Origin of the sequence: Rheinheimera sp. MM224 (assembly GCF_947090785.1) — a bacterium.
In the GTDB taxonomy this organism is placed as follows: Bacteria; Pseudomonadota; Gammaproteobacteria; order Enterobacterales; family Alteromonadaceae; genus Pararheinheimera.
Genome location: NZ_OX352320.1, coordinates 822,748 through 847,915, shown reverse-complemented (window position 1 = coordinate 847,915; position 25,168 = coordinate 822,748). Strand labels below are relative to the sequence as shown.

Annotated in this window: 25 protein-coding genes; 7 read left to right on the top strand and 18 right to left on the bottom strand. The window is 45.6% G+C overall.

From position 1 onward, the window contains the following. Window positions 1-159: 159 nt before the first annotated feature. Both OM978_RS04070 and rdgC read left to right on the top strand, forming a co-directional pair. Window positions 160-1,908 carry an ATP-binding protein gene (locus OM978_RS04070; protein ID WP_233007824.1) on the top strand — a complete coding sequence of 583 codons (1,749 nt, stop codon included), beginning with the start codon at window positions 160-162 and terminating at the stop codon, window positions 1,906-1,908. 117 nt (window positions 1,909-2,025) lie between these two features. Further along, window positions 2,026-2,922, top strand: coding sequence for a recombination-associated protein RdgC (gene rdgC, locus OM978_RS04065; protein WP_264345641.1), 897 nt, complete (start codon window positions 2,026-2,028; stop codon window positions 2,920-2,922). Window positions 2,923-2,985: 63 nt separating this feature from the next. Here rdgC and OM978_RS04060 read toward each other — a convergent pair whose 3' ends face one another. The 16 genes from OM978_RS04060 to OM978_RS03985 all read right to left on the bottom strand — a co-directional run bounded on the left by OM978_RS04060 (window position 2,986) and on the right by OM978_RS03985 (window position 20,035). Continuing rightward, window positions 2,986-3,825, bottom strand: a complete 840-nt coding sequence (locus tag OM978_RS04060; RefSeq protein ID WP_264345640.1) for an HDOD domain-containing protein — start codon at window positions 3,823-3,825, stop codon at window positions 2,986-2,988. Between the two features lie 103 nt (window positions 3,826-3,928). Continuing rightward, the gene (locus OM978_RS04055; protein WP_264345639.1) at window positions 3,929-4,348 is read right to left on the bottom strand and encodes an HIT domain-containing protein; all 420 of its coding nucleotides are present in this window, start codon (window positions 4,346-4,348) and stop codon (window positions 3,929-3,931) included. After that, window positions 4,338-7,004, bottom strand: coding sequence for an ATP-binding protein (locus OM978_RS04050; RefSeq protein WP_264345638.1), 2,667 nt, complete (start codon window positions 7,002-7,004; stop codon window positions 4,338-4,340). Before OM978_RS04050 ends, OM978_RS04055 begins: the two co-directional genes overlap by 11 nt. Before the next feature lie 75 nt (window positions 7,005-7,079). Then, window positions 7,080-7,916, bottom strand: coding sequence for an MBL fold metallo-hydrolase (locus OM978_RS04045; RefSeq protein ID WP_264345637.1), 837 nt, complete (start codon window positions 7,914-7,916; stop codon window positions 7,080-7,082). Window positions 7,917-7,924: 8 nt separating this feature from the next. Next, window positions 7,925-9,220, bottom strand: coding sequence for an NCS2 family permease (locus OM978_RS04040; RefSeq protein ID WP_264345636.1), 1,296 nt, complete (start codon window positions 9,218-9,220; stop codon window positions 7,925-7,927). Window positions 9,221-9,304: 84 nt separating this feature from the next. Continuing rightward, window positions 9,305-10,843 carry a M17 family metallopeptidase gene (locus OM978_RS04035; protein WP_264345635.1) on the bottom strand — a complete coding sequence of 513 codons (1,539 nt, stop codon included), beginning with the start codon at window positions 10,841-10,843 and terminating at the stop codon, window positions 9,305-9,307. Between the two features lie 157 nt (window positions 10,844-11,000). Further along, complete coding sequence (nqrM, locus tag OM978_RS04030) at window positions 11,001-11,213, bottom strand: (Na+)-NQR maturation NqrM (RefSeq protein ID WP_053425695.1); 213 nt, start codon at window positions 11,211-11,213, stop codon at window positions 11,001-11,003. Between the two features lie 161 nt (window positions 11,214-11,374). Then, window positions 11,375-12,601: an NADH:ubiquinone reductase (Na(+)-transporting) subunit F gene (nqrF, locus tag OM978_RS04025; RefSeq protein WP_264345634.1), complete on the bottom strand. Its 1,227-nt coding sequence runs from the start codon at window positions 12,599-12,601 to the stop codon at window positions 11,375-11,377. A gap of 24 nt (window positions 12,602-12,625) precedes the next feature. Continuing rightward, a complete protein-coding gene (gene nqrE / locus OM978_RS04020; protein WP_264345633.1) occupies window positions 12,626-13,234 on the bottom strand; it encodes an NADH:ubiquinone reductase (Na(+)-transporting) subunit E in 609 nt (202 codons plus the stop codon). Between the two features lie 11 nt (window positions 13,235-13,245). Next, window positions 13,246-13,872: an NADH:ubiquinone reductase (Na(+)-transporting) subunit D gene (locus OM978_RS04015; protein ID WP_264345632.1), complete on the bottom strand. Its 627-nt coding sequence runs from the start codon at window positions 13,870-13,872 to the stop codon at window positions 13,246-13,248. Beyond that, window positions 13,865-14,653, bottom strand: a complete 789-nt coding sequence (locus tag OM978_RS04010) for a Na(+)-translocating NADH-quinone reductase subunit C (RefSeq protein WP_264345631.1) — start codon at window positions 14,651-14,653, stop codon at window positions 13,865-13,867. Before OM978_RS04010 ends, OM978_RS04015 begins: the two co-directional genes overlap by 8 nt. Continuing rightward, window positions 14,646-15,869: an NADH:ubiquinone reductase (Na(+)-transporting) subunit B gene (locus OM978_RS04005; RefSeq protein WP_264345630.1), complete on the bottom strand. Its 1,224-nt coding sequence runs from the start codon at window positions 15,867-15,869 to the stop codon at window positions 14,646-14,648. Before OM978_RS04005 ends, OM978_RS04010 begins: the two co-directional genes overlap by 8 nt. A 2-nt stretch (window positions 15,870-15,871) precedes the next feature. Then, entirely contained in the window at window positions 15,872-17,206 is a 1,335-nt protein-coding gene (locus tag OM978_RS04000) for a Na(+)-translocating NADH-quinone reductase subunit A (protein ID WP_264345629.1), read from the bottom strand. Window positions 17,207-17,557: 351 nt separating this feature from the next. Beyond that, window positions 17,558-18,751, bottom strand: coding sequence for an enoyl-ACP reductase FabV (gene fabV / locus OM978_RS03995; RefSeq protein ID WP_264345628.1), 1,194 nt, complete (start codon window positions 18,749-18,751; stop codon window positions 17,558-17,560). A 195-nt stretch (window positions 18,752-18,946) separates the two neighbouring features. Further along, entirely contained in the window at window positions 18,947-19,288 is a 342-nt protein-coding gene (locus tag OM978_RS03990) for a BolA family protein (RefSeq protein ID WP_233078579.1), read from the bottom strand. Window positions 19,289-19,411: 123 nt separating this feature from the next. Continuing rightward, entirely contained in the window at window positions 19,412-20,035 is a 624-nt protein-coding gene (locus tag OM978_RS03985; protein WP_264345627.1) for an alpha-ketoglutarate-dependent dioxygenase AlkB family protein, read from the bottom strand. Between the two features lie 32 nt (window positions 20,036-20,067). Here OM978_RS03985 and OM978_RS03980 point away from each other — a divergent pair, with 32 nt between their 5' ends. From OM978_RS03980 to OM978_RS03960, 5 genes are all read left to right on the top strand, one after another. Continuing rightward, window positions 20,068-21,207 (top strand): methyltransferase, encoded by a 1,140-nt coding sequence (locus tag OM978_RS03980; RefSeq protein ID WP_264345626.1) that lies wholly within the window; start codon window positions 20,068-20,070, stop codon window positions 21,205-21,207. A gap of 2 nt (window positions 21,208-21,209) precedes the next feature. Further along, entirely contained in the window at window positions 21,210-21,776 is a 567-nt protein-coding gene (locus OM978_RS03975) for a YajG family lipoprotein (RefSeq protein WP_264345625.1), read from the top strand. Window positions 21,777-21,779: 3 nt separating this feature from the next. Continuing rightward, window positions 21,780-22,385 carry a peptidylprolyl isomerase gene (locus OM978_RS03970; protein ID WP_264345624.1) on the top strand — a complete coding sequence of 202 codons (606 nt, stop codon included), beginning with the start codon at window positions 21,780-21,782 and terminating at the stop codon, window positions 22,383-22,385. Window positions 22,386-22,452: 67 nt separating this feature from the next. Then, complete coding sequence (locus OM978_RS03965; protein WP_233007804.1) at window positions 22,453-22,773, top strand: hypothetical protein; 321 nt, start codon at window positions 22,453-22,455, stop codon at window positions 22,771-22,773. A gap of 55 nt (window positions 22,774-22,828) precedes the next feature. Next, on the top strand, window positions 22,829-24,151 hold the full coding sequence (locus tag OM978_RS03960) for an AmpG family muropeptide MFS transporter (RefSeq protein WP_264345623.1): 1,323 nt from the start codon (window positions 22,829-22,831) through the stop codon (window positions 24,149-24,151). A 29-nt stretch (window positions 24,152-24,180) separates the two neighbouring features. On the opposite strand, the gene OM978_RS03955 is transcribed toward OM978_RS03960, so the two are convergent. Further along, window positions 24,181-24,426, bottom strand: coding sequence for a helix-turn-helix domain-containing protein (locus tag OM978_RS03955; RefSeq protein WP_008897260.1), 246 nt, complete (start codon window positions 24,424-24,426; stop codon window positions 24,181-24,183). A 369-nt stretch (window positions 24,427-24,795) separates the two neighbouring features. Continuing rightward, a complete protein-coding gene (gene erpA, locus OM978_RS03950) occupies window positions 24,796-25,137 on the bottom strand; it encodes an iron-sulfur cluster insertion protein ErpA (RefSeq protein ID WP_008897259.1) in 342 nt (113 codons plus the stop codon). Window positions 25,138-25,168 lie beyond the last annotated feature (31 nt).

Here is a 25,168-nt window from a genome sequence, read left to right as displayed (position 1 = left end):
AGCAATCTGACAATTTATAGCAGCCATATTGCTAAAGCAGCTCTTGTTGCCTAGTCTCTAAGTTATTTATTACATATAGTATTTTCATTTAAACAGATCTTCTATAAGTTAGTGTTTTAGAGGTGTTCATTATTAAGCCGAACCAAACAAGGTTGTTTCATGCAGCAGAAAAGTTTATCGCGTAAGCTGCTGACTAAAGTTTTGTCAGTATATTTTATCCTGACCTTTGTAGTGACTTTAGGCCAGATTGTTGCCGAGTACTTCAACACCAAAGATCATATCAATGGTGAGTTAGCGACGTTACAGCAAACCTTTTCCGGCAGTCTGACCCGTGCGATTTGGGAGTTAAATACCCAACAAGCATTGATTATTGCAGACGGCCTGTTGGCCATTCCTGCTATTGAAGGCATCATAGTACGGGACGATAGTGGCGCCGTTATTACACAATTAGGTCGTTACATCGACATCAGTGAACGTTACAGCAATCAGCTGGTGCAGGAAGGTATTCGTTTAACAGAACAAAACTCCGGCTTATTTGGCTACACCTTTCCGCTTATTTTTGAATTCTCAGGCCGCGCCACTCAGGTGGGCGATGTCACTTTATTCTCCAGCCGTGCCGTGGTATTGGACAGAATTAAAATTGGTATTTATTTTCTGGTGGGGAACGCTGTATTAAAAACCACTTTTTTAATTATTCTGTTTTTACTGGCCTTCCGTAGCCAACTGACCTTGCCTCTGAGTGAGCTGACCCAACAAATTGAAGATCTGGAGCTTGATCATCTGGAAGGCACTAAAGTTGAAGTGCGCCACGATGAAGCCAATGAACTCAGCGTCATGGCCGATGCTTTTAACCGTTTGATTGCCCGGGTGCAGGACTACAAAGTTCAGTTGGAAAGCACGCAGAAGCAGCTGCTGCATTCGAATGAAAAACTCGATCAGCACAACTTGCTGCTGGAGCAGGAAGTTGCTCGTAAGACTTCAGGCTTAAGTCAGGCTATGATGGATTTACAACAGCAAAAACAAGAACTTGAAGTTAAACAACAAGCCTTGCGTGAAGAAATAGAACGCCGCCGCCACAGTGAAGAAGCCTTACGTGGCAAACAAAGCGAGCTGGAAAAAACTGTTGATGATTTAAAACAGGCGCAGGACCGTTTAGTGCAGTCAGAAAAAATGGCGGCTTTAGGAGGCTTTGTCGCTGGTATCACCCATGAAGTAAATACCCCTGTAGGTATTGGCGTCACAGCCACCAGCTTCCTGGCTGAAAAACTAACAGCCTTAGATGCCGCCTACAAAGACAAAACCTTGTCACCTAAAGTGCTGGAACATTTTATTGAGGAAGCCAAACAAAGCACGTCCTTGCTGCAGTCGAATCTGACGCGCGCTTCTGAATTGATAGCCAGCTTCAAACAAATTGCCGTCGATCAGACCAGTGATGCAATTCGCACTATCAATTTGGCCGAATACCTGCACGAAGTGATCCGCTCCTTGCAGCCAAACTTTAAAAAGACCCGCCATCATATTGATGTGAATTGCCCGGAAAGCCTGATGCTGAGCTGTCCTGCCGGCGCTATTTCACAGATTTTTACGAACCTTTTAATGAATTCGTTAATTCATGGTTTCGAGGAGCTGGAAGAGGGTTATATCCGCATCACTGTGCTGGATGAAGGTCAGATGGTTGATATTACCTATTCTGATAATGGCCGTGGCCTGACTCAGGAGCAGCTGGAAAAACTCTTCCATCCGTTTTTCACCACAAAACGTGATCAGGGCGGCAGCGGTTTAGGTACTCATATTACCTATAACCTGGTACGTCAGACGCTGGGTGGTTCAATTCAGGTCAGTAGCGAACCAGGCCATGGTCTGAGTTACCATATTCGTTTCCCGAAAAACTTAAAACGTAATTCCTGAACTTAAACAACCAAAGTGCAGTGAGCTGCACTTTGGTTTTTTCCGCTGAAAAACTCAAAATCTGACGGTTGAACTCTGTATACTAAGCCGCAATTCTTATAGACAGAGTAGTTAACTATGTGGTTTAAAAATTTACGTTTATATCAGGTTACTGAAAACCTGAACACCGATCAGGATCAATTAGAGCAGGCCTTAGCTGCATTCAAATTCACCCCTTGCACCTCGCAGGAAGCCATTAAAATGGGCTTCACCAGCCCTTTGCATCCAAGTCTGAAGCAGTATTGCCACCAGACCAATGACGTGATGTTATTTGCAGTAAAACGTCAGGAAAAAGTTCTGCCGGGTTCAGTGGTCAATGAAGAACTGGCCCCAAAAATTGATGCCATGGAACAGGAAAAAGGCCGCCCTTTAAGCCGTAAAGAAAAGCAGGCGTTAAAAGAAGAACTCATCCAGACCCTGTTACCACGCGCCTTCAGCAAATCCAGCGTCACCACAGCTTTGTACGACAAACAACAAGGCTGGTTACTGGTTGATACCAGCAGCGCCAGCAGAGCAGAAGAATTACTGGCTTTGCTGCGTAAAGCTTTTGGCTCTTTACCTGCAATGCCGCTGTTGGATAACCATCAGTTAAATCAGCAGCTGCATTTCTGGTTACAAGGCAAAGAATTACCAGAAGGTTTCCAGCTGGGCGCAGAAGCTGAATTAAAAGCTCCGGATGAAGAAGGTGCCAAAGTGCGCTTTATCAACCACTTGTTAAGTGCAGATGAAGTGCAAAGCCATTTGCAGGATAAGCTGGTGACTAAACTGGCCTTAGAGCAGGATGAAAAAGTCACCTTTTTGATCTGCGAAGATGGCAGTATCAAACGCCTGAAATTCCATGACTTGTTATCAGGTTCTAACGAAGAAATGGGCTGGGATGATGTGATTGGCCGTTTAGATGCCGACTTATTACTGATGACAGACGCTTTACGTCATGCATTGTTGCCATTAAAAGCCAATATCAGCACTCAGTAAAAGCTGGGCGTCAAAACAACAAGGCCCGCACATCAGCGGGCCTTTTTATTCTATCGAGCTTAATTAGCTTAACAGCGCTTTGATTTCCTGAGAAATTAAACGGATTTCCGCTATCTCCATAAAATTAGCATCCGGCACTATGTTGCGTTCGATATAAGGTTGCAGCGCCTGTAGCCGCGCGGTGCCTTCTAACGGGCTTTGGACCAAAGCACCGAGCCGGATAAAGTCGATGTAACTGACCTGTTCAGCCTGATAGGAAGCATTGTTCCAGTTCAGCACAATCTGTACATAAGTGTCAGCAAAATCCCAAGCCCGCATAATACTGGAGCCTATCTGGCCAGATAAAGTGCTGATGGCGTTTTCTAGAAACTCCGGATCGCCAAAAACTGTCTGATAACGTTCGGCTTCAGTCAGAATAGGCAAAGCACCTATTAAATGCATTAAGCCAGCCAGCGTCATCACATCCAGATTGAGATTACAGTGCTTGTTGTCCGCTATATACAGCTTTAAACAAGCCAAAGCTATACTGGTGACATTAACGCTGTCGCGCCATACCAGAGCCATTCTCTCTTTGATTTGCTCATGTTGTGAAACAAAAAGCTGCTCCATCGCCATAGCTGTGGCGATATTTTTAACCTGACTTAAACCAATGCGGGTGATAGCCTGGTTTAACGAATTCACCTTAATTGAACGCCCCATAAAGGCACTGTTGGCTACTTTAATCATACGAGCGGCCAAGGCCGGGTCCTGAGCAATAACATCCGTCATCATCATCAGGTTGCTATCTGGATCGTCTGCTGTTTTCCGAACCCGAATAGCCATTTCAGGTAAAGTTGGCAGCACCAGCATATCTGTGCGGATCTTCTCAACCAAAATGGTTAACAAGGCATTTTCAGCCGACATAACAAGGTTCCTTACGACAAAAAAGTTCAGTCAATCAAAGAGTTCTGCAAACCCAAATGCATGACAAATAATAGGATAATTCTACTCGTTTCACGCAATGCCGTCATGAGGGAATGGTTAATAATGCCAGCTTTTGTTTTAACTGCTGCCATTGTGTTTCAGTATAGGGCTGTGCCGGCGCTTTGCCCCATACAGGTGCTGGCCAGGCCATATCATGCTCATAACGTGCGATATGGTGTAAGTGCAACTGCGGCACCATATTGCCAAGTGCAGCGATGTTTAGTTTTTTAGCCTGAAATTCGGCTTTCAGGAAAACAGATAAATGTGCACTTTCACGCCACAACTGCTCCCTGTCCTGTGCTGTTAAATCAATAATTTCTACCATGGACACACGCCGCGGGATCAAAATAAACCAGGGGTAGTTGGCATCGTTTTGCACGCGCAACTGGCAAAGAGGCCAATCAGCCAGCCATAAACTATCCCGCTCAAATTCTGCTGCCAGTTTAAATGCATCAGTGCTCATTTATCTTCTCCTGTTCTATGCTGTTCTCTGCAGCGACTAAGGCAGCGAAGTCAGCCACAAGCTGCCTGGCCAGTTTAATGTCAGCCTGTTGCGCCGCCTGCTCTAAACCCGACATCAGCTCTGTTAATTGTGGATACCCCATACTGCCAGCACTGCCTTTCACACTATGAGCTTCATATTGTAAACGGCTCCAGTTCGCTTCTGACAACCAGAGCTGGAAATCGCCGAGCAAGGACGGCAGAGCCTGTTTAAAGTCGTACTTGAGCTGAATAATCACAGGATCAGAGGCCAGCTGCGCCGCCAATTGGTCATCCAAAGTCGCACCGGTTTGACAGAACTTTTGTATCACAGCTAAAAAATCTTTCTGCACTATCGGTTTAGATAATACGGCCTGACAACCCGCCTTCAGGTAACGGCTTTGGTCTTCGCTCATCACGTTGGCTGTTAAAGCAATAATAGGTAAGTCCATGCCGGCATGACGAATGAGGGCTGTTGCCTCTTCCCCACCCATTTCCGGCATCTGCATATCCATCAGGATTAAATCAAAATGCTCCAGCAGAACTCGTTCTACCGCTTTATGACCATTTTCAACAATCACAGATTGAATGCCTAATTTTTGCAATAACACCTGGATCAGCAACTGGTTGTCAGGGTTATCTTCTGCAACCAATAACTTCAGTCGTTGGTAATCAGTGGGGACTTCAACAATCACAGCCTCTTGCGCAGGCCGCTGATAACTATGGATCAGGCTAATATGCTGATGCTCACAATTCATCACTATTTCAAAACAACTGCCAATGCCTTTGACACTGTCTACCTGAATATCACCTTGCATCTGCTCCATCAGCTTTTTCGAGATACAAAGCCCCAGGCCTGAACCACCAAAGTTACGGGTCACCGCAGCGTCGGCCTGTACAAAAGGCTGAAACAGTTTACTGAGCTCCACTGTGGTAATACCTATGCCAGTGTCCTTGATTTTAATCCGCAGCACTTCTTCCGGAGTTTGGTACGACACATGGATCACCACTTTGCCCTTTTGGGTGAACTTCACCGCATTCGACGTCAGATTCAGCAGTACCTGACGAAAACGTAGGGTGTCGGTGTAAACAAATTGCGGTAAGGGGTAGTTTAACTCCAGCAAACACTGCAGACCTTTCTGCTCTGCCTGTTGTTTGGTCAGCTGATAAATATCATCTAACATGGCTAATAAGTTCACCTGCTCAGTCAATAGCTCTAACTTATCGGCTTCAATTTTTGATAAATCGAGAATGTCGTTAATCAGTGCCAGCAAGTGATCGCCACTACGAAGCACACGACTCAGGTAGTCCAGTTGGCGATGTGGATCATTTTCATGGATTGCCTGCTCACTAAAACCAATAATAGCTGTTAATGGAGTGCGGATTTCGTGGCTCATATTGGCTAAAAACACACTTTTCAGCCGGTTCGCTTGTTCTGCCACTTCTCGGGCTAAAATCAGCTGCTGATTGGCGTCTTCGAGTTTTTGATTGGCATTGGCTAAATCCTGAGTTCTGGCTGCTACCTTATCTTCTAACTGCAGCTGATAGGCCCGCTCACGCTCACGATACACTCTAAGCTGGCGTACCATCACATTAAAAGCAGCAAACATATCCCCTAACTCGTCCTGCTTCCTGACCGTCAGTACTGTAGATAAATCACCCCGCCCAACCGCTGTTTTGGCCACTGTCAGTTCACGGATAGGTGTTAATACAAAACGGGCCAGTACCCGATAAATAAGCATAGGTAAACCTATACAAAATAAAATGCAAAACAAGGCAATCAGTGAGGGTTTATAGTCCATGCTTTGGTCTAATAACGCCGGTTGCACCCCCATCACCAGTTGATAAGGGCCAGCTAAAGACACTCCTGTGACTAACATAGCTTGCCCAAGCAGCAAAGTAGGAACAAATTCATGTTGGTCAACACTGGCCTGAATTTCGGTGAAACTGACAGGTGAAAATACACTGCCCATCAGCAAGGGGTTTTCGGAAAACGCTATAGTTGCGGCCTGACTGACGACTAAAGGCGCGCGTAGTTCGCCTTTTAATTGACTGATCCCATGTTGAAACAGTTCAGGTTTTATCACCAGAACCACATAACCCCAGAGTCGTTTGATGTCACCGGATGCTTGCCCGGACAGGTAGACTTTTTGTGCTACATACAAATTAAGTTGATTCGCGCCTTGTTCACTGGACAGAAAAAAGCCGTTGTCATCCATCATCGCTTGCAACGCAGAAAAATACTGATTTCGAAACCTGCTGATTTCAGGCGCATTTTTTGTTAAAGGAATAGTCAGCTGATAATCGCCATTTAAGCGAATAAACTTGATGGCCGTAATTTCGGGATTTTGGTTACGATACAATTCAAACTCGCTGACCAATTCACTCTGTAGCCCAAGTTCTCCGGCTACATAACGCTCAACAGAAGTTTGAGCAGATAAAATAGCCAGACTTTGTTGGTAAGAGGATAATTTCAGACGCATATCTTGTTGAGTCCGAACCAACTCATTTTTAATCTGCAAAAACAGCTGTTGTTCGTAATAACGGGCACTAAAATGGTAAGACAGATACCCCAGACATAACAAAGGCAGAACCAGAATAGGCAGCATGTAGACTACTAAAGTTTCACGTAACCTCATGAAGATCCTGATTTATACCCTAAAAGCGCTCTGTCCGTTGCCAAAGCATACCCAGAGCGCCCCCGAACTACAAGACTAAGCTTTAAATAGCGTGCGGATCCAACGCTCTTCGGTAATAAAGTGCCAGCTCCAGCTTTTCCACTGTGCTGACAATCCGTGCGCTACAATTTGGTCCTCAGTTTTCCCCTTAGCTTTCAGCGCATTCACTTCGGCTAATGTCTGTTCCATCATGGTTAAAAAGCGCTGTAAACCTGCCTTATCCATCAAATCACCATGGCCTGGTATCAGTCTGGTTTTATCATCAATCTGGCTGATCAGTAGTTTGACGTTGTTGATATAGCCCGTCACTGAACCACCACTGTTTAGGTCAATAAAAGGAAAACGATCAGCAAAAAACAAATCGCCTGTATGCAACACATTGGCATCTTTAAACCAAACGACCAAATCGCCATCGGTATGACTGACTGGCATAGTCACCAGTTTTAGGTTTACGCCATTAAGGCTAAGGACTTTTTCACCGACAAAAGTCTCTGTCGGTAAACCAGCGACTGGAAATTTGGCGTCTGCTTTTAATCGGGTCAGTACATTGGTGTGAGCAATAATCTGAGCGCCTGAAGCTAAAGCGGCATTGCCATTGACGTGATCGCCATGAAAATGGGTGTTGATCAGGGTTTTAATCTGAACACCGGCTTGTTTGCTTTCAAGCTCAGCCTTGATTTGGGGAGCCATGTGTTCGTACTGAGAATCCACCACCAGCGCACCTTCCGGACCCACTACAGCAGCCATATTACCGCCCGCCCCTTTAATCATATATAAATGTGGTGCTAATTCAGTGCTTGTGACCTGAACTTTATCCTCTGCAACTACAGCAGTGGATAAGATCAACGCCAATAAAATTGTTACCTTTTTCATACCTTCCCTTATGCAAAGAAAAATTTAGCAGCAAAAACTGCGGTTAATACCCAAACGCTCAATGTCGTTTTGGACAAACGTCCTGTCACCAAACACAGCACAGCATAAGTAATAAATCCCATACCTATGCCATCAGCGATAGAAAACGTCAGCGGCATCATCACCAGAACTACGACTACTGGCACGGATTCGATCAGATCGTTCCACTCTACATGCTGCAAGCTGCTAAGCATTAACGTTGCGACATAAAGTAAAGCGCCAGCTGTGGCATAAGCAGGCACCATGGCCGCTAGCGGAGATAACCAAAGTGCAGCTAAAAAGGCCAGCCCAACTACCACAGCTGTTAAACCTGTGCGGCCACCAGCCGCAACTCCAGCTGTGCTTTCAACGTAACTGGTGGTGGTGGACGTGCCCACTAAAGCGCCAGCGATAGTCGCCGAACTATCTGCCAATAAAGCGCCTTTTAAGCGGGGGATTTCACCATTAGGTTTTAATAAACCCGCTCTTTGACTCACCGCAACTAAAGTGCCGCTGGTATCAAATAAATCTAAGAACAACAAACTTAATACCACAGGCACCATGGCCCATTGCAGCACAGAGGCAAAATCCAGCTGCAAAAAAGTAGGAGTTAAGGAAGGCGGCATAGCGACAACACCGGTAAAGCTGGTGTCACCACGCCACCAGGCGATAGCAGTGATCGCTAAAATACTGATAAATACGGCTGCATGTTGTTTACGATGCGCCAGTGCAAAAATCAGGAAAAAACCAGCTATGGCCAACAACACTTTAGGGTCATGCAAATCGCCCAGCGTCACTAGCGTGGCTGGGCTGGCCACTATGATATTGGCAGTTTTTAATGCAATCAGCGCCAGAAACATACCGATACCAGCAGCTATACCCATCTTTAACGCGAAGGGAATACTCTGAATAATCCACTCCCGAATTTTGAAGATACTCAGCAGTAAAAACAAAACACCGGAACAAAATACGGCGGCTAAAGCCGTCTGCCAGCTATGCCCCTGCTCCAGCACTATGACATAAGTAAAAAATGCGTTCAGCCCCATGCCTGGGGCCAAAGCCACAGGCAGGTTCGCCAGCATGCCCATAGCAATAGAACCAAAGGCGGCCGCCAGACAAGTCGCGACAAAAACTGCCCCATGATCCATACCGGTTTGAGCCAACATGCTTGGGTTCACAAACAGGATATAACTCATCGCCATAAAGGTAGTTAAGCCAGCAATCAGCTCTTTTCTAATGCTGGTCTGGCGCGCCGTCAGCTCAAAATAACGATCTATAAATTTCATCAGGTCAGATCCGTTTGTCAGATGCAGAAATGCAAAAACCCGAAGCATAGCCCCGGGTTATTAAACAGCCAAGTGAATTCTGGTTTATAAACAGTAGTAAGCGGCTAACGCTGCCACAGGCGAAGCCGAAGGCTTGCCATGTTGCCAGTCGCCACCATCCACACCACTGCCAGCTATGTCGATATGACAATAAGGTAATGGCTGTTCGGTGTTTAGCGCATGCTGATCTAAACCTGCAGCTGCCACTAAAAATGCCATAGGGAACTGATGACCACGCGGCGTCACTGAAGAAGGCGCATTGTTACAGCTTAATAAGTCATCGGCTGAACTGCGGCCTTTGATAAAGCTAAAGTCTTCACGACGGCTACGGGATATTTCACTTGGGTCGGCCCATAAATCCCCTACCATAGCTAAATCGGCAGATAAACCAAGACGACGAGCAGCACCGTTTTCAACCAGAGCACTGTATGGACCTACGGCACGGGCCGCATGACCTGTTAAAGTAGCAATAGAATACAAGGTAGGATTAACCGCAGTTTTGGCATCTTCACGCAAATGCGATAACAAATCCGCCAGTACCAGACGACCTTCAGCATCGGTATTACCAATACGTACCCGCACACCAGCATGACTGGTAATAATTTCATCCGGCACAAAAGCATCAGAACCTATGCTGTTACGCACAGCGCCGATTTCAGCAATGATGCGTATACCTTTGGTTTTTAGCAGGGCAACAGTTTTGATAAAACCAGCCACAGCTGCCGCTCCACCTTTATCACGGCTCATACCGGCCATAGCACCACCGGTTTTTAAATCAGCGCCGCCCGTGTCATACACCAGACCTTTACCGGCAAATAACAGGGTTTGTTCGATTTCGCCTTCGCCTTGATACTCAAGACGGATCACCGCAGGCTTATGGCGGTCAACCTGCAACGAACAGCGGGCGACGGCCATCAGTAATGGATAATCTTTTTGCAATGTATCGACTTTAGTTTCTACCGACACTAGTACATCAGTATCGGCAAAGGTTTCAACACAATAATCAGCAAAACGACGTGGCGCCATACGCTCAGGTTCGGTGCCACATAAATCACGTGCAACTCTCTTACCTGCTTCAACAGCGTCCATATAACGCGCCTGATATTCACTGACGCCTACTACACCAATTTGAGTGACAGGTTCAATGATTGCTTCGCCACGGGCTTCGCGCCCTTCCAAAGGCTGCCACAAGGCCTGACAAGCACCTAAATAGGCCACTTCAGCAGCATACTGATAGACATCTGAATCAGGTGCTATTACATACAAGGCCGGAGATTTAGCGCCAGCGGCTTTGGCCTGACTGATGCCCTGCTTGGCCGCATCATAAAAACTGCGGACATCATCGTAATCTCTGTCGAGTGGGCCAGTAGGTGAAAGCACCAGACGTTGTCCAGGTGCTTTGCCTGATAACAACAACACAGTTTCTTTACCAATACGGTGATCTATAGCCGCAGTAGCATTAATTTCAGACTGTAATTCAGGCACAGCAGTAAAATCAGACGCAACAATAATCAGAGCATCCCATTGGGAGTCATTCAATGCAGCCTGAACAGAAGAAACAGCGATAGCAACCGGATAAGACATGAATATGACCTCAAAAGAATAATGAGCTGCATTATTAAGTACAGAGCGCTTTGAGGCAATAGAACGAAAAGAGGTGAGATACAGACCCTGTAGCTAAAAACTGACAAGCCAGCTAAAGCTGGCTTGACGGGCGTTGATAAAACAAAAATGCACAGTATCAGATAATTTTATTCTGCTGCCATTCCTGCTCTTTTTTCATACGTTGTTGACGTTTTTCACAAGGCGTATCGCAATCGCAGGCTTTTTCTATGCCTAAAGCACCTAAGCCACCACAGCTGCCCGCTATGGTTTTACGTTGCACCATGTAGCCTATAGCCATAGCAGCGACTACAACTATCAGGATGATAAAAGTAAATATAAAAACTTCCATAGCAACCTCATCAAACTTAGAAGCTTTGAACAAACAGTCTGCCTGCTTGCCCGTTACAGGTCGTTATTGTAACAAGTTTCCGCCACAATCCCTATGCAAAAACAAACTGCAGACAAATAAAAATGGGGTCCCAAGGACCCCATTTTCTAATTTGCTTTAGCTTAACCGCCGAAGTCATCCAACAGAATGTTGTCGTCTTCTACACCTAAGTCTTTCAGCATGTTGATCACCGCTTTGTTCATCATCGGTGGACCACACATATAGAACTCACAGTCTTCCGGAGCTTTGTGATTTTTCAGGTAATTTTCAAACAACACGTTGTGAATAAAACCTGTGTAACCAGCCCAGTTATCTTCCGGCTGCGGATCAGATAAAGCCACGTGCCACTTAAAGTTTTCGTTTTCAGCTTGCAGCATGTCGAAATCTTCAACATAAAACATTTCACGCTTAGAACGGGCACCGTACCAGAAACTCATCTTACGTTTGGATTTCAGACGACGTAACTGGTCGAAAATGTGCGAACGCATTGGGGCCATACCAGCACCACCACCTACGAATACCATTTCTGCTTCAGTTTGTTTCGCGAAGAACTCACCAAATGGACCAGAAATTGTCACTTTATCGCCGGCTTTTAAGCTCCAGATGTACGAAGACATTTTACCGCAAGGTAAGCTCAGGTTATTTGGCGGAGGAGACGCGATCCGCACGTTTAACATGATAATGCCTTCTTCTTCCGGGTAGTTCGCCATAGAGTAAGCACGAATAGTTTCTTCGTCTACTTTGGACTCCAGCGTGAAGAACTTAAAGCGTTCCCAGTCACCACGGTATTCAGCCGGAACATCAAAGTCAGCATACTTCACATGGTGCGCAGGAGCTTCAATCTGGATGTAACCACCAGCACGGAAAGGTACTGATTCGCCATCTGGAATTGCCAGCTTTAATTCTTTGATAAAGGTTGCTTTGTTATCGTTAGAGATAACAGAACATTCCCATTTTTTTATACCAAAGATTTCCGGTTCAACTTCGATGTCCATGTCAGTTTTCACACTGACCTGACAAGCTAAACGACAACCTTCACGGCGTTCGCCTTTGGTTAAGTGGCCCATTTCTACAGGTAAAACGTCACCGCCACCTGCATGAACATGAACACGGCACTGACCACAAGAGCCACCGCCACCACAAGCTGACGACAGGAAAATGCCTTTATCAGCTAAAGCGCCAAGTAATTTGCCGCCGGCTTTTGTCTGAATGGCCAACTTAGGGTCGCCATTAACGCCAATGGTGATGTCACCAGAAGATACCAGTTTAGCTTTAGCGACTAAAATCATAATCACTAAGGCAACAACCAGCAGGGTGAACATCCCAACGCCAAGATAAATCTCTTGCATTGTTTTTTCCTTTTACAGCAACTTTTACAATGACACGCCAGAGAAAGACATAAAGCCTAACCCCATTAAACCAACCATGATAAAACGAGAACCTAAACCACGCAGACCCGCAGGGATATCCGCATACTTCAGTTTTTCGCTCACAGCTGCCATTAATGTGATGGCCAGAGTCCAACCTAAACCGCCGCCTAAACCAAATACCGCACTTTCCGCTAAGTTGTAATCACGTTCAACCATGAAAGCTACACCACCGAAGATGGCGCAGTTTACTGTGATTAACGGCAGGAAAATACCTAAAGCGTTGTATAACGAAGGTACGTACTTATCCAGGAACATTTCCAGAACCTGCACTAAACCTGCGATGACGCCGATGTAAGCGATAAAGCCAAGGAAGCTTAAATCTGTGTCTGGAAAACCAGCCCAGTCTAAAGCACCTGGTGCCAAAAATTGCTTAAATACGATGTTATTTAGTGGTACAGACAAGGCCAGAACCACTGTAACGGCAATACCTAAACTGAAGGCTGTTTTTACCTGTTTAGAGATAGCAATAAAAGTACACATCCCGAGGAAAAACGATAAAGCCAGGTTATCGATAAATACCGCTCGAACAAATAAACTAATGTAATGTTCCATCTTCTGTCCCCTTACTTCTCAACTTGTTCTGGGCGGAAAGTCCGCAGAACCCAGATGAACAAGCCGATGATAAAGAAAGCGCTTGGAGGCATCAGTAACAGACCCATAGGCTGATACCAACCACCGGCACTGATCAGAGGCAGAATTTCTATGCCAAACACAGTACCTGAACCAAACAGCTCACGGATAAATGCCACGATCAGCAACAACACTGTGTAGCCTAAACCGTTACCTATACCGTCTAAAAAGCTCATTAATGGTGGGCTTTTCATGGCATAAGCTTCAGCACGACCCATAACGATACAGTTGGTAATAATCAAACCAACAAATACCGACAGCTCTTTAGCTACGTTGTAAGCAAAAGCTTTCAACACCTGATCAACCACTATTACCAGGGACGCGATAATGGTCATCTGAACTATGATACGTACGCTTGATGGAATATGGTTACGGATCATCGAGATAAACATGCTCGAGAACGCAGTAACCAGCGTAAGCGCCACACCCATAACCAAAGCTTTATCCAGCTTGGTTGTTACAGCCAAAGCAGAACAAATACCTAAAACCTGTAATGCGATAGGGTTATTTGCAAAGACCGGTCCGAAGACAAGGCTTTTCATTTCTTTTGCACTAGCCATTGTTTAATGCTCCATCACGAACCTTAGTCAGGAAAGGCGCGAAACCTTTGGCACCAATCCAGAACTCAAACGTATGTTGTACGCCATTGCTGGTTAAGGTTGCACCTGATAAACCATCTACATCATGCTCTGAAGTTGCAACAGCGTTGCCTGGTTTCAGAATTTTGATAGCTGGGTTACCGGCTTCATCAAATAACTTCTTACCCACAAACTGAGCGACCCATTTTGGATTCTGGATTTCACCACCCAGACCAGGAGTCTCTGCATGCTCATAGTAGTTTAGACCTTTGATGGTATTACCATCTTTGTCCAAAGCTAAAAAGGCATGCATGGTGGACCATAAGCCATAACCATGAATTGGCAGGACAATAGCGGACAACTTGCCAGACTCGATACCGTCGTTATAAGCAAAATAAACCGGCGCTACGTTAGCACGTGATTTAATTGAAGCCATATCGTCCGCACCGTCCAGTTTGATACTGGTTTCAGGCGCTTTCATCGCTTTACGGTAATCGTATTTAGCTGGATCCATATCCACAAACTCGCCGGTATTCATATCAACCAGACGTTCCTGAATATGTTTGGTAAACAGCTCTTTGACGTTGTCGCCTGATAACAAGCCAGTTGCGACCAGAATATTTTTCTGGGCGTCTAACAGTTTGTTTTCAGTTTGTTTTGGTCGCAGCTGTACAGCTGAAGTGGCCACAAAAATGGCACAAACCAAACATAAAGCAATAACCACAAAAAAGGTTTTGCCGATACTATCGTTATTACTAAACATTACGGGCAAGCCTCCGATTGATGTTCGCCTGAGCCACCATATAGTCAAACAATGGTGCAAATAAGTTAGCGAACAAAATAGCTAACATCATACCTTCAGGGTAAGCAGGGTTAACCACACGGATCATCACCACCATAAAACCAATCAGGATACCGTACGCCCATTTACCTGGGTTTGTGAAAGAAGCAGATACCGGATCGGTTGCCATAAAGAACATACCGATAGCAAAACCGCCTAACACAATATGCCAGTACCAAGGCATAGCAAACATAGGGTTTGTTTCTGAACCGATCATATTGAACATAGTGGCGAAAACAGCAGTACCCACCATCACACCCAGCACAATGCGCCATGAAGCGATACGGAAGTAGATTAAGGCTAAGCCACCAATCATCAGAGCTAAGAAAGAGGTTTCACCGACTGAACCTGGGATAAAACCATAAAACGCATCCCACCATTGCTGGTTGATAGACCAATCTACAGCTTTTTCACCATTCGCAGCTAAACCACTTGCAGCATTAGATAACCAGGTAGCGCCTGAGTAGCCGTCAGCGACTGTCCATACTTTGTCGCCTGAAATCTGTGCCGGGTAAGCAAAGAACAGGAAAGCACGACCAGCTAACGCTGGGTTTAAGAAGTTACGACCTGTACCACCAAAGACTTCTTTCGCTACAACCACACCAAAGGTAATACCTAAAGCGGCTTGCCACAGAGGGATAGAAGCAGGAAGAATTAAGGCGAACAGAATAGAGGTTACAAAGAAGCCTTCGTTGATTTCATGCTTACGCACAGAAGCAAACAACACTTCCCAGAAACCGCCGACAATAAAGACAGTTGCATAAATAGGCAGGAACCAAACGGCGCCGTACCACATTTTGCTGCCCCAGCCTGATTCAGCAGTTAATTCACCGCCAAGTAACTGGAACAAGCCCACCTGCCAGGTGTCAGGCATACCAAAACCAGCCTGCAGCGCGATAACCGCCTGATGACCGATATTGAACATACCAAAAAACAGTGCAGGGAATAACATTAACCAGACAAAAATCATAATACGTTTCAGATCGATACTGTCACGCACATGAGTACCCGCTTTGGTCACCAGACCTGGGGTATAGAAAATTGTTGCAGCAGCTTCGTATAAAGCATACCACTTTTCGTATTTACCGCCTTTTTCGAACTGAGGCTCAATACTTTCTAAAAAATGCTTTAAACCCATTTTTAGCCTTCCTTCTGGATAGTCGCCAGGCAATCACGCAGTGCTACGCCATAGTCATATTTACCAGGGCATACAAAGGTAGATAACGCCAAATCTTCTTCATCCAGCTCTAAACAACCTAAAGAGACCGCGCCATCTGTATCACCGACCAACAGGTCACGTAATAACAGAGTTGGCAGAATGTCCAGCGGCATAACACGTTCATAGTTACCGATTGGTACCATGGCACGTGACGAACCATTGGTGCTGGTGGTCATATTAAACAGGCGTTTAGGATTTAAATGAGATAAGTAAGCGCGGGTCACAGAGAATTTGTCAGAACCAGGCATAGCCCAGCCTAAAAACTCTTTTTCATACCCTTCTGCCAACACAGAAATCTGGTTGTGGAAACGTCCCAGATAGCCATGCACACCACCTGCAGCAGCGCCTGATAATACAGAACCAGAAATGATACGGTTCTGACCATCTTGCAGCTCACCCGCAGTCAGTTCAGCAATAGAAGCACCCAAGACTGTTTTCACTAAACGTGGATTTTTCACTACAGGACCGGCTAAAGAGATCACACGCTCAGCATTCAGTTGACCTGAAGTGAAGAGAGCGCCGATCGCAATTACATCCTGATAGTTGATATGCCAAACCACTTTTTTAATGCTGACAGGGTCGAGGAAATGGATATGAGTGCCTGGTAAACCAGCAGGGTGTGGACCGTCAAACTCTTCAACCTGCACTGCAGGAACTGAAGGCACTGACGCACCTGCTTTTTTACACAGATAGACTTTGTCAGACAAACGGGATAACACTGTTAAACCATTGCTGAAGTCTGCGCTGCGCTGCGCTATCACTACAGTCGGATCAGCGGCCAGTGGATTGGTATCCATAGCAGTGACGAAAATAGCGCGAGCCATGCTGTCAACAGCTGGCGAAGTGCTGAATGGTCTGGTGCGTAAAGCAGTCCACAAACCTGAACCTGTTAAGTTCTTCTTCACTTGTTCAACAGTTAACGAAGCAAGTTCTGCAGCGGTAAATGAATCAAAAGCAACGGACTCGTCACCTTCAGCTTCAATCACAACAGACTGCAACACACGCTTAGCACCGCGGTTGATTTCTTTGACTGTACCGGCAACAGACGCCGTGAAAAATACGCCAGGATTCTTTTTGTCTTCAAAAAGAGCCTGACCTTTTTTCACACGGTCCCCAACCTCTACCAGCATTGTAGGACGCATACCGACGTACTCTTCGCCTAGTACAGCAACGTGTTTGATGGACGGACCATCGTGTATGTCTTGTTTGGGACTGCCCGAAAGGGGAATGTCCAATCCTTTTTTGATTTTTATCATACGTACTTGCACTTTTAACGGGAAGAAACAGGGCCTGGTTTATCGGCTGCTCGCCGCGCGTAGCATCCGGGACCTCAACAGCCTAACCTCTGTTGCAGGTGGCGGACACACGTACCAAAGTCGCGGATTCTAGCACTAAACATAAGTGCTATCTATGTTAATCAACAAAATTATCCGGCATTTCAGCCGACGTGAGCTCAGTGTAGACAAGATTTTTAACTTTGCCTTTCGCTGATGCTTTAGTGCGGCCAAATTAGGATAAAACTGAAGAGTCTGGTGCTCTGGAGTCGAAATAACGTACCCGCATTTTCGACGCACTATAAAAAAGCCGCATGAAGCGGCTTTTCAAAGTTACTGCACCAGATTTTTCAGCGGCAATAAAGCCGGCACATCGGCGTCGTAATCGACATGGCTGTAGCCAAAACCGAATAACCGCAGGAATTCATTGTGATAACCCTTGTAGTCGGTCAGCTCATCAATGTTTTCTGTGGTCACCTGACCCCATAAGTCTTTTACCGCAGACTGAATATGATCAGACAATTCTTTGCCATCCATACGCAGACGACCGCCTTCATCTAAAGTGCGGCTGTTGTTGTAAAGTGCTTGCTGGAACAAACCATAAATCTGTTCGATACAACCTTCATGGGTGCCTTCGGCTTTCATTACGCGGTACAACAAGGAGATATACAGCGGCATAATAGGAATGGCTGAACTGGCTTGTGTCACTAAAGCTTTCAATGAAGCCACATAAGCATGACCTGCAACTGAATCCAGTTTTTGCGTAATAGCAGTAGCAGCACGGTCTAAGTCTTCTTTGGCTTTGCCGATAGTGGCTTTGCCATAGATTGGCCAGGTCAGCTCTTTACCAATATAAGTATAAGCAACGGTCTGACAACCTTCAGCTAAAACACCAGCAGCGTGCAGCTGATCCAGCCAGCGCTCCCAATCTTCCCCACCCATGACTTTGACGGTATTGAAGATTTCTTCATCGGATGCAGGTTCAACAGAAACGCTTTCAATTTCACGTTTGCTGGTGTTTAACGTCTTGGCTGTATAAGCCTGAGCTATCGGCTTTAATACGGAGCTATACACTTCGCCAGTCACTGGGTCTTTACGACGAGGCGCTGCCAGGCTGTAGACCACTAAATCAATTTTGCCCATCTCACGACGGATTAAATCAATAGCCTGAGATTTTAATTCGTCGGTAAAGGCATCACCGTTCAGGTGCTTATTCCACAAACCTTCAGCAGCTGCAGCCTGTTCAAAAGCCACAGTGTTGTACCAGCCAGCAGAAGCCGTTTTGCCTTCGGTAGGTTCTTTTTCAAAAAAGATACCTAAGGTTTTAGCACCTGAAGCAAAAGCAGAAGTAATACGGGAAGCCAGGCCATAACCTGTTGAAGCACCGATAACTAATACATTTTTTGGGCCACCGGCCACAGGGCCTTTGGCTTTGACATAATCAATTTGTTCTTGCACATGAGCAGCACAACCGACCGGATGCGCGTTAGTGCAGATAAAACCACGAATTTTAGGTTGGATAACCATAACAAAACCTATTGTTGGTTGAAAATTGTCAGCTAGTTTAAGCCGTTAGCTTAAAAAACAGGTCTGATCAGCAAAAATAGCAGCATTGTGGATTTAAAAACAAGAACTTAGTCACATCTGGAGCTGTATGACCAAAACAAAATACAGCAGTGGATAAAGTTAAAGCGTCTTACGACGCTTTAACTTAGTAGGATCTCAGGACTCCGGCAAGGCAGTTTTCTCTCTTTTACTGCCACCAAAACATTTAGGCGAAGCCGGTGGTTTTTCGGCGTAATACTCGTACCATTCACCCGGCGTATAGGTATGCAAGGCTAAAGCATGAATTTTTTCGGCTAACTCCTCGGCCACTATGGCATTGACTGCTCTGTGGCGGTTTAACAATCTCATGCCATCAAAGGCATTTGTCACTATCACGACTTTAAAATGTGACTCTGAACCCGGTGCCACACTGTGCATATGGCTTTCATTGACCACGTCAAGGAACACAGGATCAAATGCGCTCAATAACTTCTGTTCTATTGCGGTATGAACCAACATAGCTGAACCCCTTTATTGCTCCCTCGCTTCTACTCTAGTTAAGGCATTGCGCCTTGTCAGCCCGCTTTTTTGCGAAAGTGAAGGAAAACCTGCTAAGCGACTGCTGCCATAGAGAAAATATAATTAAGTTGTTTTTTGCTTGATTTCACGGAAAGTCAGGTTTATGCGTCCCTCTATGGCTGAAGCCATTTTTGGCACTCGGTGCTGCCAATGCTGCTGGCATTGGCCCGCCATCAGCAACAAAGACCCATGTCCCAACTCCAGCTTCAGCTGCGTCCCTAAGTTCTTGTGCTTTAAATCAAAAAAACGCGGCTGACCCAAACTTAACGAGGCAATTTGCGGGTCTTGTCCAAGTTCAGCTTCATCATCACTATGCCAACCCATATGCTGCTGTCCATCAGCATACCAGTTCAGCAGTACTGAATTAAAGCGGGTCTGACAGAGCTGATTCACCCGGTCTGTGAGTTGCCTGACCAAAGGGTGCCAGGGTTCAGGCTCAAATAATACGCCTGAATATTTGTAACTGCAGTGCGGATCCCCCATCCAGACCTGCTGCCTTGGAATAAGCACGGCTTTGCCAAAGATTTTTATCGCTGGCTGTTGCCAGTTTAATTGCTGTGCCAATTGCTGATAACAGCGCTCTGCCTGCTCTGGCGAGAGCCAGCGAGGCCAAAATAATAACTCTGCTTGCGGTAATACAAAGTGTTGCAACGATCCATGGTTGTCGCTCTGGTGTGCACGTGTCAAAATACAACCTTCTCTTCTTTAAGTTGAATGGCATGAATACTATTTTTACCGTCGCTGACAAGCAACTGCAGCTGGACAGATTACCACTGGGGCAAAGCAATCGCAGCTTACAAGCCTGGGATGCAGCCGATGAATTGCTGTTGCAGCAAGCCTTGCCTTTGCTCAATGAACGCGCCGGCTTAAAAGTCCTAGTGATGCACGACTTGTTTGGCGCTTTGTCCTGTGCTTTGGGTGACTACCCACACATTCAGCAAAACGACTCTGTATTAAGCCAACAAGCCACTGTACATAACAGACAACAAAACGGTTTATCTGTAGATAGCGTCAGTTTTATCGACAGTGTTACGGCTTTGCCAGCTGATTTGGATCTGGTGCTGCTGAAAGTGCCAAATAATCACGGTTATCTGCGCTTTATGTTGCAGCAATTAAGTCAGGTGGTTCGGCCTGACACTGTCATTATCGCAGCAGCTAAAGCCAAAGATATTCATAAAAACTTACTGGCTATTTTTGAGCAGGAATTAGGAGCAACTCAGGCTTCTCTTGCCCAGAAAAAATGCCGGACTATTCATTGTACCCCTCGTGGTGAAGCTCGTGCCTTTACTTACCCTATTCAATGGGAATTACCTGATTATCAGCTGACACTAGTCAATCACGCCAATGTCTTTGCGAAAGAGCAACTGGATATAGGTGCGCGCTTTCTGATGGAACATTTACCAGTGCTGGATGCAGGCGCTTTAGTGGCCGATTTAGGTTGCGGTAATGGTGTGCTTGGCGTTGCCTTATTAAAACAACAACCTGAAGCCAGAGTGATTTTTACCGATGACTCTTTTATGGCTGTGGCATCATCCAAAGCATCAGTTGAAGCCAACATACCTGAACTATTGTCTCAGGCTGAGTTCAGAACAGACGACTGTTTAGCCACTCAGGCCGATCAGAGTCTGGATTATGTGGTTTGTAATCCGCCTTTCCATCAACAACAAGCCGTGACAGAACATATTGCATGGCAGATGTTTAACGATGCCAAACGTTGTTTAAAAGCAGGTGGTAAGTTACGTATAGTCGCGAACAGACATTTGCCTTATTACGAAAAAATGACGGTACTGCTGGGTGGTTGTCGCCATATTGCCAGTAACAATAAATTTGTGATCCTCGAATCAACTAAAAGGAAATAACCATGTCCTCTCTTAAGCGCTCTGTATTGGTAGCTTTCAGCCTGGCTCTTGCCGCCTGTAGCAGCACTTCGTCTTCTTTTTTAGTCACGCCACAAGTGTTCTGGAACCAAAGTAAAACTTTAGCAGGCGCTGAGTTTGTTTTAACTGTAGTGGATCAACGCTCCTCTGATCAGACGCTTTTTTTGCGCAAAGGCACTTCAGTCACCAGCCTGCCAACCAGCAATAATCTGGCGCAGCAGCTGGAATCCACTTTAACAGATGCGATGACAGCGCAAGGTGCAAAATTAACCTCCAGCAGCATCACCACCATGACGGTGCAAATTCTGAAGTTATCAGCAGATGCTGATCAACGCACAGTAGAGCATGTGGTGAAAAACGATGTGGAACTGCGTATTGCTATTCAAAACAGCAATGGCTCTTTTGATAAAGTCTATGCAGGCAAAAGCAGCTTCTCTGGTCCATTTAAGTTAGACAATGCTGCGGCCGAAGTGAAATTACGGGTATTAACAGAGCAAGTGCTGGCTGAGTTACTGAATGACAGCAGTTGGCACTCGTACGTGAAGGGATAAGTTATGCGTCTGGTTACTTTAACTCTGATTGCACTGTTTTCAATTTCTGCGCTGGCGGCTGTCGACATGACCAAGCCTACAGGCAAATTTGTGCAGCAAAACAACTTGTTTCCGAAGGTAAAACTGGTCACTTCAGTGGGTGACATCATAGTCGAACTGGACAGAACCAAAGCGCCTTTGGCAGTGAACAACTTCCTGAGTTACGTCAATATCAAGGCCTATGACAACACAGTGTTTCATCGGCTGGAACCTGAATTTGTGGTGCAAGGTGGTGGCTACAAACCTGATATGGCGCCAGTAGACGAATTTCCGGCTGTGTTTAATGAGTCCGGTAATGGTACAAAAAATCAGTTTGGTAGTATAGCTATGGCTCGTAACAACGATCCGCACAGCGCCACCAGTCAGTTCTTTTTTAATCTGAACGATAATCCAAGTCTGGACCCTGGCAGAAACTGGGGTTATACCGTTTTTGGCCAAATCCAGGATGGCTTTGAAGTACTTGAAAAAATAAAGCTGCTGGAAACCCATACAGATGAAAAAACTGGCTGGCAAAATGTGCCTAAACAGCCAATCATCTTAAAACAAGTGATTTTACAGCCAGAACAATAAAGCCCGACTATACTTGCCCTGAGCGCACAGAGCTGGCGCGGTGCCAGCTCTGACAGGGATCAGACCTATGTTAGAGCCCTTTATTGAACAAAAATCACGACAGTTGATTTTCTACCTTTCCCGCTTCCTGCGTGGTCGTTTGCCACACAGAGAACTGCATTTATTTGTCTGGGACACGCTGGAAGAATGGTCGCAGTTGCGAGTCAGAAGCTGGCGACCTGAAACCTTGCGCGAGCAGGTGTTCTGGCATTTGTTGTATCAGATTGAATACTGGTCAGAGCCAGAACTGAAGCAAAACAGCGAAGTTCGTCGCGACTTACAGTATTGCCTGAGCTTTTTACATGGTTATGGTCAACTGCCTTGTTATTGTGTTGGTGTAAGACCTTGATCTAATTTATTGAAGCTGTAAGCTGGTCTCATTAATTTCTGCACGGACTGCCGTCTTGTCTGCTATTGCTGCTTTTTTCTCTTCACTACAACTCTATTGCCAGCGTCGGGTATTGACCATTTTTATTTTGGGTTTCTCCGGAGGTCTGCCGTTAATGCTGGTGTTTGGGGTTTTGTCATTCTGGCTCAGAGAAGCAGGAGTCTCGCGTGAGCAAATAGGTTATTTCAGTTGGGTGGCAATGGCTTATGCAGTCAAATTTATCTGGTCCCCACTGATAGACCATTTAAACTTACCTGTCCTAAAACAATGGCTGGGCAGACGTCGCAGCTGGCTGATGTTGTCACAAAGTCTGGTGATTGTAGCCATATTGATGATGGCCAGTCTGGATCCACAAACTGATCTGAAGTGGATGGCATTATTTGCTGTATTACTCGCTATCGCCTCAGCCACTCAGGACATCACTATAGATGCCTATCGTATTGAAGCTGCACCAGAGCGCTTACAAGCTGTTCTGGCTGCGGCTTATCTGGCTGGTTATCGCCTTGCTATGATCTTTTCATCCGCTGGTACTTTATGGATCGCAGCTTTATTCAGCAGCACTGACACAGGTTATGATCTTCAAGCATGGCAATCCACTTATCTGGTAATGGCGGCTTGTATGGCTTTAGGATTATTGACCACCCTGCTCTCTCCTGAACCTGTAGTTGACCCCCAGATCAAGATTGGCTCTGTCGATCACTCAGTCAGCCAAAAGCTGTTGAATTGGTTAAAGGTTGCAGTGATAGGCCCTTTTGTTGATTTTTTTGCCCGTCACGGTCTGAATGCTTTACTGATTTTAAGTTTAATCGCCTGTTACCGAGTTTCTGATGTCGTAATGGGCGTGATGGCCAATGTGTTTTATGTTGATATGGGATTTAGTAAAGAAGAAGTCGCCAGCGTCTCCAAAATATTCGGCGTACTGATGACCTTACTTGGTGCGGCTTTAGGTGGTTTGCTGATCAATAGCTTTGGTACCTTAAGGATATTATTGCTAGGTGCGTTGCTCAGTGCATGTACCAATTTACTTTATTGTTACCTGAGTACCCAAGGTCACAACATACCTTTATTGATTGCAGTGATATCCGCTGACAATTTAAGCGCCGGTATAGCCACCAGTGCTTTTATTGCATACCTGTCGTCATTAGTTAACTTAGCCTTTACTGCAACACAGTACGCTTTGTTTAGTTCCCTGATGTTGTTGTTACCCAAGTTTTTAGGCGGATTTTCTGGCGGCTGGGTTGAAGTGATGGACTATCAGGCCTTTTTTGTGATGACAGCCCTGATGGGCTTACCCGCTATCTTGCTCTGTTTAGTGTTGATAAAAAAAACGCCGCGTTAACGCGGCGTTTTTTTTCAGACGAAAGCAGATTAAGCTTCAATCAGAACTTGCTTTAACCCGTCCATAGGATCTATGGCCAGAGCCTGGCAATAACGAACATATTCAACAACATCCAGACGACGTTCCTGATTCTCAACCTTACCGATAAAAGAATGCGGAGTGCCTAAAATTTCAGACAAACTACGCATGGTATGACCTTTTTCCTGACGCTGACGCTTCAGCCATACACATAATCTTTTATTCTCATCTGAAATAACGCTTTTAGTACCTTTCATTTGTTGTTCTCCCGGCGCACGAGCGCCTACTTGTTTACGACTTAAACTTCCTGCCAAAAAAATCCAAAAGCTTAGGGAATGTCCCAATAAGCAAAAAAAGCATTTCATTAAACCATAGCTTGTTCAGAGCGTATAGTTGCAGAGTTGAAAAAGTAGCCACTTATCGCAAGAATTTGGTCAATTGCCGATCGGTCTAAAGAACAGGAACGAACAGTTTTGCTTACAACACAGCGACTAATGCAACCTAATTGCAGCTATGTTTCCACAACAGGTCTGACTGGTGGCTGAATGAAAGTTGATGTCGCAAAAACTAAAAAGGCCTCTGCACTGCAGAAGCCTTTTTTACATCGCGAAGATAGGGTAGGAAAACTAAACGGAGAAGCTGGAACCACAACCACAAGTTGTTGTTGCGTTCGGGTTTTGCACAATAAAACGGCTACCTTGCAGACCATCTGTGTAATCCACCACACCACCCGCCAAATACTGCAGGCTCATTGGGTCGACCACCATGATCACGCCATTTTTTTCTACAACCAGATCACCTTCGTTCACTTTTTCATCAAAAGTAAAACCGTACTGGAAGCCTGAGCAACCACCACCTGTGATGTAAACCCGCAGTTTTAACTCAGGGTTTTCCTCTTCGGTGACTAGGGCCAATACTTTATTGGCGGCGGCGTCGGTAAACTGAATAGGAAGCTGTAACTCTGACATGTGTCCTCCGGTATAACTGGGCGCGGATTAT